At 57.7% G+C, this 12,996-nt stretch carries 9 protein-coding genes; 6 read left to right on the top strand and 3 right to left on the bottom strand.

Features of this window, described 5'->3' with window-relative positions:
* Positions 1 to 193: 193 nt before the first annotated feature.
* The 4 genes from HQ945_RS08195 to HQ945_RS08180 all read left to right on the top strand — a co-directional run bounded on the left by HQ945_RS08195 (position 194) and on the right by HQ945_RS08180 (position 5,947).
* Positions 194 to 2,980 carry a valine--tRNA ligase gene (locus HQ945_RS08195; RefSeq protein WP_113280702.1) on the top strand — a complete coding sequence of 929 codons (2,787 nt, stop codon included), beginning with the start codon at positions 194 to 196 and terminating at the stop codon, positions 2,978 to 2,980.
* A 395-nt stretch (positions 2,981 to 3,375) separates the two neighbouring features.
* On the top strand, positions 3,376 to 4,680 hold the full coding sequence (locus HQ945_RS08190; RefSeq protein ID WP_036814316.1) for an OmpP1/FadL family transporter: 1,305 nt from the start codon (positions 3,376 to 3,378) through the stop codon (positions 4,678 to 4,680).
* Positions 4,681 to 4,815: 135 nt separating this feature from the next.
* On the top strand, positions 4,816 to 5,166 hold the full coding sequence (locus HQ945_RS08185) for a hypothetical protein (protein ID WP_153669261.1): 351 nt from the start codon (positions 4,816 to 4,818) through the stop codon (positions 5,164 to 5,166).
* Positions 5,153 to 5,947, top strand: coding sequence for a tetratricopeptide repeat protein (locus HQ945_RS08180; RefSeq protein ID WP_036814315.1), 795 nt, complete (start codon positions 5,153 to 5,155; stop codon positions 5,945 to 5,947). The genes HQ945_RS08185 and HQ945_RS08180 overlap by 14 nt, the downstream gene beginning before the upstream one ends.
* Positions 5,948 to 5,988: 41 nt before the next feature.
* Here the strand turns inward: HQ945_RS08180 and HQ945_RS08175 are convergent, their stop codons facing one another.
* From HQ945_RS08175 to erpA, 3 genes are all read right to left on the bottom strand, one after another.
* Positions 5,989 to 8,325 carry a phosphocholine-specific phospholipase C gene (locus HQ945_RS08175; protein ID WP_162737186.1) on the bottom strand — a complete coding sequence of 779 codons (2,337 nt, stop codon included), beginning with the start codon at positions 8,323 to 8,325 and terminating at the stop codon, positions 5,989 to 5,991.
* A gap of 237 nt (positions 8,326 to 8,562) precedes the next feature.
* Positions 8,563 to 9,342 carry an exodeoxyribonuclease III gene (gene xth / locus HQ945_RS08170; RefSeq protein ID WP_036814313.1) on the bottom strand — a complete coding sequence of 260 codons (780 nt, stop codon included), beginning with the start codon at positions 9,340 to 9,342 and terminating at the stop codon, positions 8,563 to 8,565.
* Between the two features lie 40 nt (positions 9,343 to 9,382).
* Entirely contained in the window at positions 9,383 to 9,718 is a 336-nt protein-coding gene (gene erpA, locus HQ945_RS08165; protein WP_113280705.1) for an iron-sulfur cluster insertion protein ErpA, read from the bottom strand.
* A 168-nt stretch (positions 9,719 to 9,886) separates the two neighbouring features.
* Here erpA and HQ945_RS08160 point away from each other — a divergent pair, with 168 nt between their 5' ends.
* Together HQ945_RS08160 and argS are read left to right on the top strand one after the other, a co-directional pair.
* Entirely contained in the window at positions 9,887 to 11,095 is a 1,209-nt protein-coding gene (locus HQ945_RS08160) for a deoxyguanosinetriphosphate triphosphohydrolase (RefSeq protein ID WP_113280706.1), read from the top strand.
* A gap of 63 nt (positions 11,096 to 11,158) precedes the next feature.
* Positions 11,159 to 12,916, top strand: a complete 1,758-nt coding sequence (gene argS, locus HQ945_RS08155) for an arginine--tRNA ligase (protein ID WP_174207899.1) — start codon at positions 11,159 to 11,161, stop codon at positions 12,914 to 12,916.
* Positions 12,917 to 12,996 lie beyond the last annotated feature (80 nt).

Below are 12,996 nucleotides of genomic sequence, written 5' to 3'. Positions count from 1 at the left end.
GCGAGGCTCTACCGCGCGGGCGAGGATGCGCTCGCTGAACCAAAATGCGCCACATTGCGCATGCCATTGGGTAAGAAGCCCAATGATTCTGCGAGCAGTGCCGGGCACGCGTTCGACAAGCATCATTGACTTATAGGCAGGCATTCGGTTTACACCGTAGCCAATCCTTTCCGCGAAATGACGGACCATTTGCATGCTTGAGAAGACGTATGACGCAGCGGCCATAGAGCCGAAGATCGCAGAAATCTGGGACGAGGCCGGGGCCTTCAAGGCCGGGGCCGGTTCGAGACCGGGCGCCGATCCTTTTGCCGTCGTCATTCCTCCGCCCAATGTCACCGGCTCGTTGCACATGGGCCATGCGCTCAATAATACCATTCAAGATATTCTCGTGCGCTTCGAGCGCATGCGCGGCAAGAACGTTTTGTGGCAGCCCGGCATGGACCATGCCGGCATTGCGACCCAGATGGTTGTCGAGCGCCAGTTGATGGAACGCCAGCTTCCCGGGCGCCGCGCCATGGGACGTGAAAAGTTCGTCGAACGTGTGTGGGAATGGAAAGCGGAGTCCGGCGGCATCATCGCGGGACAGCTCAAGCGCCTGGGGGCTTCCTGCGATTGGTCGCGCGAACGCTTCACCATGGACGAGGGCCTTTCGAAGGCGGTTCTCGAAGTCTTTGTAACGCTTTACAAGGAAGGTCTGATCTACAAGGACAAGCGCCTCGTCAACTGGGATCCGAAGTTGCTCACGGCGATTTCCGACCTCGAAGTCGAGCAGCGGGAGATCAAGGGCAATCTCTGGCATTTCCGCTATCCGCTTGAGAACGTCGCATTCGACCCGGAAAACCCGCACACGTTCATCGTCGTCGCTACCACGCGCCCGGAGACCATGCTTGGCGATACCGGTGTTGCCGTCAATCCGGACGACACGCGGTATCACGCGCTGGTCGACAACAATGTCGTGCTGCCGCTCGTCGGCCGGCATATTCCGATCGTTGCCGACAGCTATGCGGATCCGGAAGCAGGTTCCGGGGCGGTCAAGATCACGCCGGCACATGACTTCAACGATTTCGAAGTCGGCAAGCGCAACGATCTGCGCCAGATCAACATCCTCAATACCGATGCGTCGATACATCTGAAGGACAATGACGATTTCCTGGAAGGCCTCGAGCCTTCGCGAAATCTCACCCAACTTATCCATGTGCTCGACGGCAAGGATCGCTTTGCGGCGCGCAAGCTGGTCGTGACCATGATGGAGGAGGGCGGCTACCTTGAGAAGATCGAGGAACATACGCACATGGTCCCGCATGGTGACCGCGGCGATGTGCCGATTGAACCGTTCCTGACAGACCAGTGGTATGTGAACGCAGCCGAACTCGCCAAGCCGGCGATCGCAAGCGTGCGCGAAGGCAGGACCAATTTCGTTCCGAAGAATTGGGAAAAGACCTATTTCGAATGGATGGAAAATATCCAGCCCTGGACGATTTCCCGCCAGTTGTGGTGGGGTCATCAGATTCCGGCCTGGTATGGTCCCGATGGCCAGGTTTTCGTTGAGCGTACCGAGGAAGAAGCGCTGAGCGCCGCTATCCAGCATTATCTCGCGCATGAAGGCCCGATGAAGGCCTATGTCGAAGACCTCTTGGAAAACCTCAAGCCGGGTGAAATCCTGACGCGCGACGAAGATGTGCTCGACACCTGGTTCTCCTCGGCACTCTGGCCGTTTTCTACGCTTGGCTGGCCGGACAAGACGCCGGAACTTGCCACCTATTACCAGACCGATGTGCTCGTCACCGGTTTCGACATCATCTTCTTCTGGGTCGCCCGGATGATGATGATAGGCCTGCACTTCATGAATGAAGAACCGTTCCATACGGTTTATGTGCACGCTCTCGTCCGCGACAAGAACGGCGCCAAGATGTCAAAGTCGAAGGGCAATGTCATCGACCCGCTCGACCTTATCGACGAGTACGGCGCAGACGCGTTGCGTTTTACCCTCGCCATCATGGCGGCGCAGGGGCGCGACGTGAAGCTCGACCCGAGCCGTATTGCCGGCTACCGCAACTTCGGCACAAAACTGTGGAACTCGACGCGCTTTGCCGAGATGAACGGCGTCAAGCGTGACCCGTCGTTCCGCCCGCAGGATGCCAAGCTCACGGTCAATCGCTGGATCCTGACCGAACTAACCAATGCAGTGCGCGACGTCACCGACGGGATAACCAGCTATCGCTTCAATGAGGCGGCGGGCGCAGCCTACCGCTTCGTCTGGAACCAGTTCTGCGATTGGTACATCGAACTATTGAAGCCGGTGTTCAATGGCGAGGATGCCGAAGCGAAGGCGGAAGCGCAGGCTTGCGCTGCCTACGTGCTCGACGAGATCTACAAGGTGCTACACCCGTTCATGCCGTTCATGACCGAGGAGCTTTGGGCCCATACGGCGGGAGAGGGCCAGAGCCGCGATACCCTGCTTTGCCATGCTCCATGGCCGCAGCCGGATTTCCTTGATGCGGAAGCCGCTGCCGATATCAACTGGCTGATCGATCTTGTCACCGGCATTCGCTCCGTACGGGCCGAAATGAACGTCCCGGCAGCAGCTGTTGCGCCGCTCGTCGTCGTCGGAGCCAACGAAGCCACGCGCGAGCGGCTGCAGCGGCACGAGGCCTCGATCAAATGGCGGGCGCGCGTCGATTCGATCACGATCGGCGATAATGTGCCGAAGGGCTCAGCGCAATTCGTTATCGGCGAAGCCACTGCTTGCCTTCCGCTTGGCAGCCTTATCGACGTCGATGCCGAGGTGGCGCGGCTCCGCAAGGAAGCCGGCAAGATTGCCGACGAGCTCGAAAAGATCAACAGGAAGCTTGGCAATGAGAAATTCGTTGCCAATGCGAAGCCGGAAATCGTCGCCGCTGAGCGCGAGCGTCTCGCTGAACTCGAAGCTGCGGCTACAAAGATCGAGACTGCAATTCAGCGTGTCCGCGACGTCGAATAACCCATAACGAGGATTCGCTTACCTGAGCGAATCCTCGGTTGTTGCCTCCGGCTTTCCCCGATGGGGGTTGTGGGTAACTTCCTATTTTCGCCTGTCATTTACCCCAATTTCGTCATTTTTCAACGTCGTTGCATTTGCGCAACAACCGCAACTTTGACGCGAAAACCATCCTTTTTGGCCGTAACCCTTTCGGATTAGTTGGGAAAATTGCGAAAAGCGTCGCTTCGAGGCGGCAAATTTCGTGGTTTTGCAAAAACCCGTTAATTTAACCAAAGAGAGTCCTCCCTTAAAGTCGTTGCACGTTCTGCGAGCTTTGTTACCTATTACGTATTAGTAACAATTCTGCTGAACCGTATTGATGTTCAGCGTGCTTTTTGGACTTCGGGAGGGGTTTTATGTCAGGGGCAATATCGAAAATCGTGGGCGGGGCATTGCTCTTGGCAAGTGTGGCCTCCGCTGCTCAGGCCGGGGGGCTCGAGCGCGGAGGTTATAACTGGGATCTGTTGTTCGAACCGGGCCGCTTCGCTTCGGAAGCCGGCGCCATCTATGTGATGCCGGAACGGCGGATCAAGAATGCGGTTGATACCAACCCGCGCGACGGTCTTGGATCGAACGGTATTGGCGGCGGCGCGACGTCCGTGGACGAAACGCCGGACTATACCGTTCCGCGTTTTGGCGTGAAGGTCGGCCTTACCGACGATGCCGACTGTCTTGCCAGCTACGCCGAACCGTGGGGCGTTCACACCGACCCCGGCTATGATTGGGTAGGCGCCAACCAGAACATCGAGACAAAGATCCGCAGCCATGATTATGGCCTGACCTGCTCCTATCGCTTTGACGTTGGCAAAGGCCAACTGCGTGCCATCGGCGGCGTGTCGTACCAGGAAGTCTCCGGCTTCAAGCGCCGCCTCGTTCTTGGGCCGGCCATTATTCAGGGAGCACTTGGACCTGCGGCTGCCGGCTTTGACGGAAGTGGACTTCTTGATCTTGAGGCAGACGGTGTTGGCTGGCGCGTTGGTGCTGCCTACGAAATTCCCGAATACGCGTTTCGCGCCAGCCTGATCTATAATGCCGAGATCGATCTCGGCCAGATCAATGGCACGGTCGACCTGACGGAAATTCCTGGCGTCATGGCCGGCGCGCTACGCAATCCCTTCGTCGGCCGGATCACGGATGTCTACGGCACCGCGACCATGCCGCAGTCGGTCCAGTTCAACTGGCAGACCGGTATTGCTCCGGACTGGCTCGCCTTCGGTACGGTGAAGTGGGTAGACTGGAGCGTTCTCGAAGTCATCGCCTTTTGCCCGACTTCAACCAAGTCGCTTGGTTCGTGCGGTCCGAGCTCACCATTCCGCCTGACCTCGCTTGACCTGATGTTCCAGGATGGCTGGACTGTCTCTGCGGGCCTTGGCCACAAGTTCAACGATCAATGGTCGGCCTCAGCGCAGCTCAGCTGGGACCGCGGCACGTCAACGGGCCTGACCACCCAGACGGATACCTATCTTCTGTCGAGCGGTGTTGCCTACGCTCCCAACAAGAATGTCGAGCTGCGTGTGGGCGGCGCTGTCGGTATGCTTACCTCCGGTTCCTACGGCCCTACGGCATGCCCGGGCAATCAGACCTGCGGCACCGATGTGTCCTATGACTTCGGCGATGACCTTGTAACTGCTCTGTCCATCTCCGGCAAGGTCAAGTTCTGATCAGACCCACGCACCCCCAAGAGCCCGGCCATGTGCCGGGCTTTTTGTTGCGCCATGTGTGCTAGGTCACTGATTTTGTGACGATTCAGCAACACTTGTCCGGCATGATCTTCCGCACGGGTTCGGGGAACAAATTTGCCCATTTTGCGCCACAAACCCAGCGCACCTCGAATGGGCGGCGGAAAAACATCGAGTAATAGTGCTGATGTTCCGCACGGGGAAATGATGGACGCAATACTTATTCCGCATGGCAGTTTTTCAGATCGTCGTCTGACGTTTCGCCATCATTTTACTGACAGCCCCAGTATTGCCGGAAATCTGTCAAATGATTGCTGGAATGATGTGCAGGATATTGAGGTTCCGGCCATGGCTGCCCTGTCAGAGCAGCGCGGCGGGGATTGGGCCCGCAAGGTTGCAATGGCGCGCATTGATGCAGCGACACAACTGATCCGGGCGAAGGAAGATTGCTGCCATGGTCATTGCTGATCGTCTTCGTGCACCCCTGATCGGGATTGGCCTTCTGATGAGCGCCATGACGGCGCCCTGCTTTGCATTCGATACACAGAATGAAGTGAAGGAGGATTCCAGTCCCTTCGCGCTCTTCAAATTCGGTTTTTCAGCCTATAAGAACGGCCACAAGGACGAGGCAGTCAAAGCGTTGCGCTTTGCCGCGGAAAAGGGCCATCAGGGCGCCAACTGGAAACTTGCCCGCATGTATGCCGAGGGCGACGGCGTCAAGGAAGACGACTACCAGGCCTACCAGATGTTCGAGCAGGTCATTCGCGAGGGCGCTGACCAGGGAACGCAGAACGAGAGCTACGTCGCTGACGCCCTTGTGGCGCTTGCAGGCTACCTGAAGCGCGGCATCCCGAACTCACCGGTCGGGGCTAATCCAAGCGCTGCCCGCGATCTTTACATGCAGGCGGCATCCAACTTCGGTGATTCCGACGCCCAGTTCGAACTCGGCAAGATGCTGATGAAGGGCGAGGGCGGACAGTCCAATCCCAACCAGGCCGCCCGCTGGTTCCGTCTCGCCGCGCAGAAAGGCAATGCCGGCGCGCAGGCGATGCTCGGCAATCTTCTGTTCCAGGCCGGCAAGACCGTACGCGGCCTCGCCATGATGACCGCTGCGCTCGAACACGCGAGCAAGCAGGATCGCGCCTGGATCGGCGATATCCAGGAACAGGCATTCTCGATCTCCGACGAAGCCGACCGGCGAACAGCCATGGTGCTTGCCGAAGACATCATCAAGACCGGCGATTTCTGAAACCTGCCCGCACAAAATTGCCCGGGCAGGTCAATTCTCGCCTAAGCCGTCTCCACATTGTTGAAGGTCAGGAACGGGTCGGTGACGCTTGCGGCGCCCGTTTCGACATGACCTGCAAACCGGCGCAGATAGATGCCGTCGGACTTGCCGCTTTCATTGACCAATTCCACCGTAATATCGTACCAGCCTGACCGAGTTTTGATCTCCTCGAACTGCGGAACGCAGGTCAGAAGCTTGAGCGGGCGCATTTTCGTTGAAGGGGTGCGATCGGCCGATCCGATCTTGTCATAAAGAACCGTAATTTTGAGAGTCTGGTCCTTTGTTCCGGCATTGACCAACTTGAGCGTCACGTCACCGTTTACCTGATACAGGATTTCGACTTCAGGATCGACTTCGAGTTCGGCTGTCAGGGCGCCCTTGAACTGGCGCAGATAGCCGTTCGGCCCATGGATGGCGAGGTTATAGCCCTTGTCGGTCACATCCCACGCATCCTGCAACGGTTCCCCCCTGATCACCGAATAGCGGCGCGGCTTTTGATCCTTGAGCACATAGTCGTAGGCGTAGAAACAGCTGCCCGCTTTGCCCGCGTTGACGAAATCGACCACCAGCTGTTTTTTTGCAGCATCCAAATGCCCGTTGACGTGGAACTCGTAGGGGAGTGGCCTGGATTTCCGGGAGAAATCGGGATTGCTGGTATTGTCGGTGCCGAATGTCGTGACCGGGTTTTCCAGTTTCGGCATGGCATTCGTGAGCGGCACGTTCGGAGGAAATTTTCCGCTCTTGTTCACGAATGGTCCGCCTTTCGGATAGGCCACGAAGGCAGCATCATTCTTGGCGAAGTCGAACGCCGAGGTAAGATCGCCGGCGATCGCCCGGCGCCACGGCGTGATATTGCTCTCATAGAGCGGGTTTTCCACGCCCGTCTTGTCGCTCTCCAGGCCGAAACGCGCTTCGAGGAAGCGCAATGTGGAGGTGTGGTCAAATACTTCCGAGCACACCCAGCCGCCCTTGCTCCATGGCGAGACCACCAGCATCGGCACACGCGGTCCGAAGCCGATATATTGACCGACCCATTCTTTCTCGTGGTTATACAGTTCGCGGTCGAGGCCATTCAGCAGCGAGGGCGACATCTTGCCCGGGCCCTTTTCATCGACAGGCATGGGTGGCACGACGTGGTCGAACAGGCCGTCGTTCTCGTCGTAGTTGAGCAGGAAAATCGTCTTGCTCCACACCTCGGGATTGGCGACGAGCGCGCTCAGGACCTCGTTGATATAGTACGCACCGTCTGTGACTGTCGCGGATGGGTGTTCGCAGTTCTTATACGGTGCCACGACCCATGAGATATTGGGCAACCGATTGTTGAGGACATCCTCACGCATCTGCGCGATCGAGCGGTTGGTGACGCCGTTTCGGACGAGCGTCGGAAGATTGTCCAGGCTGCCAGTATATACCTTGCCATCCTTGTAGCAGACGCCATCCACCCAGTAGCACCCCTTCACGGGCTGGTCGTTATAGGCAGCAAAATAGGCAAGGTTGTTTTCCTCGTAGCAATCGGTCGGCTCGCCCGGTTTGCCTGTGCCGCCCTGGTAGGTGCGCCAGGTGATCTTCCGTCCAGGATTGCTCTGCTCCGCATTGAATTTCTCGATGCGCTCGGGATAGGTCGTCCAGTCGGAGACTACGCGCACGGCTGGTGTCTTGTCCCACGACGGCCAGATCACCTTCGGATTTTTCAAGGCAGGATTGGCGGCGGCGCCTGACACCAGAAATTGGCGGTTCGGTATCGTATCGCCATGGCAGGATACGAAGTAATGATCGCAAACGGTGAAGGCGTTGGCGAGATAGCGGTGATAGCTTACGTCCTTGTGGCGCAGGTAGCTCATCGTCAGGACATCGCCTTTAGCGGCGATCCAATTGTCGTAGCGGCCGTGATTCCAGCAGGACTGGCCGCTGTTGACGCCATGGTCAGTGCCGCGCAGGCCTTCGCCGGTCTTGTCGTAATCGATCGGGTAGGGCAGGACTTCGCTCGTCCCCAAGGGCACGCCGCAGCGCTTCCCGTCCTTATTGGAAAGACTATCGGTAATCGGCTGACGGAATACGTCCTTGCCGGTAGTTGGAGAGACCACGGGCCGCGGGTCGGTAAAGCCGCGTACACCGTTATAGGTTCCGAAGTAGTGATTGAACGACCGGTTCTCCTGCATCATGATCACGACATGCTCGACATCCCTGATTGTGCCGGTCGCATTGTTGGGCTCGATTGCCAGCGCCTGCTGGATGGCCGGCGGCAACATGCTCAGCCCCGCGACGCCGCCCGCGCTCACACCCATCATTTCCATGAATTTGCGGCGGCTCATCTGCCTGTGCGTGCGATTATCGCTCAAGTTCAATCTCCAGTCGTCATAAAGTTCAGATGCAAAATGCTTGCTTGAAATGGACGGCGTAAAGATTGCCGCAATTGTGCGCACCCCATACGGAACGTCACGTCAATGCGTCAATGCGACTATAGTTTATGTGGACTTGGAGGCGTGCGTGATGCGGCACGCTTCTAAAAAAATTGTTTCAGAAATATTTCAGGTTTGTTTCAGAAATATTATCCGGCGCGTTACCGATACTTGATGCTAGGCGATTGAAATCGCTACGGGTACGTGGTCGGACGGCTTTTCCCAGGCACGCACATGCTTCTCGATGGTTGCGGATTCGAGGAGATTGGTTGCTTCCGGCGACAGCATCAGGTGATCGATGCGGATGCCGTTATTTTTTTGCCAGGCGCCGGCCTGGTAGTCCCAGAAGGTATAAATGCCCGCTTCTTCACTGACATTGCGAACGGCATCCGTAAATCCGAGGTTTTCGAGGCGGCGGAACGCCTGACGGGTTTCCGGCTGGAACAGCGCATCGTTTACCCAGACTTCGGGGTTTTTTGCATCAATGGGTTCGGGGATGACGTTGTAGTCGCCAGCGAGGATCAGCGGCTCTTCGAGCGCCAGCCTCGCTTCGGCCCAGCGTTCAAGTCGCGCCATCCAGTTCAGCTTGTATGGGAATTTTTCCGTGTTGATGGGATTGCCGTTCGGCAGATAAAGCGAGACGACGCGCAACGCGCCTCGCTCGGTCGAGAACACCGCCTCGATGAACCGGGCCTGTTCGTCACTGTCATCACCCGGAAGTCCGCGCGTCACCTCATCTGGCGATTTCTTGGAGAGAATCGCGACGCCGTTGAAGCCCTTCTGGCCGTGCGTTTCGACATGATAGCCGAGCGCTTCGATCTCGAAGCGTGGAAAGGAATCATCGACAGATTTGATTTCCTGCAGGCAGACGATGTCAGGATTGGATTCCTGCAGCCATGTTGTCAGGACGTCGATGCGCGCCTTGGCGCCGTTGATGTTCCAGGTAACGATTTTCATGAGATCCGCTCTGGGTTGCGACGGCGGCAATAACAGGAATTCAGATTGCGAAACTCGTTCCGCAGCCGCAGGACGCCGTGGCGTTGGGATTGCGTATCTGGAACGACTGACCCATCAGGTCGTCGACGAAGTCGATCTCCGAACCGCCGATATAGGGCAGGGAAATCGCGTCGATCAGCACCTTCGCGCCGAGCTTTTCAATGACGATATCGTCTACATCCTGGGCATCGACCAGATCGTATTTATAGGAGAACCCGGAGCAGCCGCCACCCTCGACCGAGATGCGCAGCGCCGTCTTCTCGGGATCGGATTTCAGGATAGCCGATATGCGCTTTGCAGCGGCATCGGATACGGAAATGTTTACGGCTTCGGTCATTCGCTTAAGCTTCCTTCGCGGATTACTCCGCACCCTGTTTGGCCGGTTCGACATTATCATGTCACACCTTGCCATTCATCATATAGCATAGCTAAGAATTGACGACTGTGAAGTCAACGGCGCGCAGGTTCCTGCCAACTGGAAGCTGCGCGTGAGGGAAGTTCGAGAATGTCCATGCAGGGTATCGGGTTCGGCTATAGGGAAAGGGCGCCCTATGCGTGCGACCCCGAAAAGAGCCGCGGACGGCTGGTAGCTGAAAGCGAAAGCCCGACGCGTACGGTTTTTCAGCGCGATCGCGACCGGATCATTCACTCGACGGCTTTTCGCCGGTTGAAGCACAAGACGCAGGTGTTCATCGCCCATGAGGGCGACCACTACCGCACGCGCCTGACACATACCATAGAGGTTGCGCAGATCGCGCGGGCGCTGGCGCGCTCGATGCGGCTCGACGAGGATCTCGCCGAGGCAATCGCGCTGGTCCACGATTTTGGCCATACGCCGTTCGGCCACACGGGCGAAGATGCGCTCAACGAAAGGATGCGCGATTTTGGCGGTTTCGACCACAATGCCCAGTCACTGCGGATCGTGACGAACCTTGAAAAACGCTATGCCGATTTCGACGGGCTGAACCTCACTTGGGAAACCCTGGAAGGGCTGGTCAAGCACAATGGACCGCTGACGAATGCAAAGGGCGAGGGGCTCGAGCATCCTGTCCCCGCGCCAATTGTGGAGTTCAATGCAAGGTTCGACCTCGAACTTGCGAACTTCACTTCGCTTGAGGCGCAGTGCGCGGCGATTGCCGATGATATCGCCTATAATGCCCACGACATCGATGACGGGTTGCGTTCCGGCCTCCTCTCGCTCGACAGGCTGGAAGATGTCGCCATTACCGGCGGCATCCTGCGGGCGGTCCGGCAGAAATACCCATCGCTTGACGATGTGCGCACGTCGCACGAGATCGTGCGGCGTCAGATCACGATCATGGTTGAAGATGTCATTCGGGCGGCACAGGCAAACCTTGACGCGGTCAGGCCGCGCAATATTGGCGATGTCCACGCCGCGGGTCGTGCCATTGTCGGGTTCTCCGCTTCGATGCGGGAAGAGGAGAAATCGCTGAAGGCATTTCTCTACAAAAATCTCTACTTCCACGACAGCGTCATGCGGGTGCGCAGATCGGCGGACAGGATTGTACGCGAGCTTTTCGATGCCTACCTCGCCGACCCGCAATCGATGCCCGAGGGCTGGCGGGAGGAGGGTGAACAGGGGGATGCGACCATGCGGGCCCGGCTCGTCGCCGATTTTCTTGCGGGCATGACCGACACCTATGCTGTGCGAGAACACCGACGCCTGTTTGACCATACGCCCGATTTAGCTTAATGCGGGCGCAAATTGCGGTAGCTAGCCGCTAGACCCTGCTAAAACCCAAACGAGTATGACGTCATGAACATCTTCGCCGATTTCGACGCGCGGATAAAAAAAGCCCTGCAAGCGCTTGAACTCAAGACTGCGCAAGGCAGCGAAATCGATCTGTCCCGCGTGGGCGTCGAGCCGCCGCGCGATCCGAGCCACGGAGATATCGCGACCAATGCCGCCATGGTTCTTTCCAAGACGGTTGGGCAGAATCCGCGCGAACTCGCCGTGCGGATAGGCGAGGCGCTGAAGAGCGATCCCGATGTCGGCAGCGTCGATGTCGCGGGGCCGGGCTTTATCAACCTGCGATTGAAAGACTCCTATTGGCACCGGCAGTTGGCGATCATGCAAGGCGCCGGCCTCAATTATGGACGCTCGCAGCTTGGCTACGGGCACCGCGTCAATGTCGAGTATGTTTCGGCCAATCCGACGGGACCGATGCATGTCGGCCACTGCCGCGGCGCCGTCGTCGGTGACACCCTGGCGAATCTTCTCAAGTTTGCTGGCTATGACGTCACCAAGGAATATTACGTCAATGATGCCGGGTCGCAGATCGACGTTCTGGCAAACTCGGTGATGTTGCGCTACCGCGAAGCGCTTGGCGAGCAGATCGGCGAAATTCCCGCCGGGCTCTATCCGGGCGACTATCTCGTTCCCGTCGGCCAGGCGCTGGCCAGCGATTTCGGCACCAAACTCCTGGAAATGCCGGAAGAAGAGGCCCTTGCCATCGTCAAGAACCGGACGATCGATGCCATGATGGCGATGATCCGCGATGATCTTGCTTCGCTGAATGTGCATCACGACGTGTTCTTCTCGGAGCGGACGCTGCATGCGAACAATGCGAAGCTGATCCGGTCGGCGATCAACGACCTGACGTTGAAGGGTCATGTCTACAAGGGCAAACTACCGCCGCCGAAGGGCCAGCTTCCGGAAGATTGGGAAGATCGTGAGCAGACTCTGTTCCGTTCGACCGATGTCGGCGATGACATCGACCGGCCGCTGGTAAAGTCTGACGGGCAGTTCACTTACTTCGCCGCCGATGTCGCTTACTTCAAGGACAAGTATGACCGTCATTTCGACGAGATGATCTATGTGCTGGGCGCCGATCATGGCGGCTATATCAAGCGGCTCGAGTCGCTGGCGCGCGCCGTTTCAGGCGGCACGGCCAAGCTTACGGTGCTCATCTGCCAGTTGGTAAAGCTCTTTCGCGATGGCGAACCTGTTCGCATGTCGAAGCGTTCCGGCGAGTTCGTGACACTACGCGATGTCGTCGAGGAGGTGGGACGCGATCCCGTCCGCTTCATGATGCTCTACCGGAAGAACGATGCGCCGCTCGACTTCGATTTTGCCAAGGTGACAGAGCATTCGAAGGACAATCCGGTGTTCTATGTGCAGTACGCCTCGGCCCGCTGCCACTCGGTTTTCCGGCAGGCGATGGAGCAGATGAATATTGGCGAAGAAGCATTGGCGGGCAGTGCAAAGCACTTCGGTTTGCTGACCGACGAGAGCGAAATCGCGCTCATCCGCAAGCTGGCCGAATATCCCCGGCTGATCGAGACAGCGGCGCTGCATCAGGAGCCGCACCGGCTCGCATTCTACCTTTATGACCTTGCCAGCGCGCTGCATACGCAGTGGAACAGAGGCACGGAAAATCCGGACTTACGTTTTATTAAGGTTAACGATCCAAACTTGTCAGAAGCCAGGCTAGGGCTGGTTCAGGTTGTTTCGAAAGTCTTGGCGTCCGGATTGACAATAATAGGTGCGGACGCTCCGACCGAAATGCGCTAAAAGCGGGTATAACACGGTATAAACCGCCGAAAAGCGTAGCAATTCTGACAACTTTTGCCCACATTGCGCTGGTAAGGCCA

The sequence above is a fragment of the Phyllobacterium pellucidum genome, from assembly GCF_013327855.1.
In the GTDB taxonomy this organism is placed as follows: Bacteria; Pseudomonadota; Alphaproteobacteria; order Rhizobiales; family Rhizobiaceae; genus Phyllobacterium; species Phyllobacterium pellucidum.
Note: the sequence above shows the minus strand (reverse complement) of the source record. Positions and strands in the feature narration are given on the sequence as shown.

Excerpts from the sequence above, each read along its gene's own strand:
- argS (WP_174207899.1), top strand. The coding sequence starts at position 11,159 with ATGAACATCTTCGCCGATTTCGACGCGCGGATAAAAAAAGCCCTGCAA.
- HQ945_RS08195 (WP_113280702.1), top strand. The coding sequence starts at position 194 with ATGCTTGAGAAGACGTATGACGCAGCGGCCATAGAGCCGAAGATCGCA.
- xth (WP_036814313.1), bottom strand. The coding sequence starts at position 9,342 with ATGAAAATCGTTACCTGGAACATCAACGGCGCCAAGGCGCGCATCGAC.
- erpA (WP_113280705.1), bottom strand. The coding sequence starts at position 9,718 with ATGACCGAAGCCGTAAACATTTCCGTATCCGATGCCGCTGCAAAGCGC.
- HQ945_RS08160 (WP_113280706.1), top strand. The coding sequence starts at position 9,887 with ATGTCCATGCAGGGTATCGGGTTCGGCTATAGGGAAAGGGCGCCCTAT.
- HQ945_RS08180 (WP_036814315.1), top strand. The coding sequence starts at position 5,153 with ATGGTCATTGCTGATCGTCTTCGTGCACCCCTGATCGGGATTGGCCTT.
- HQ945_RS08190 (WP_036814316.1), top strand. The coding sequence starts at position 3,376 with ATGTCAGGGGCAATATCGAAAATCGTGGGCGGGGCATTGCTCTTGGCA.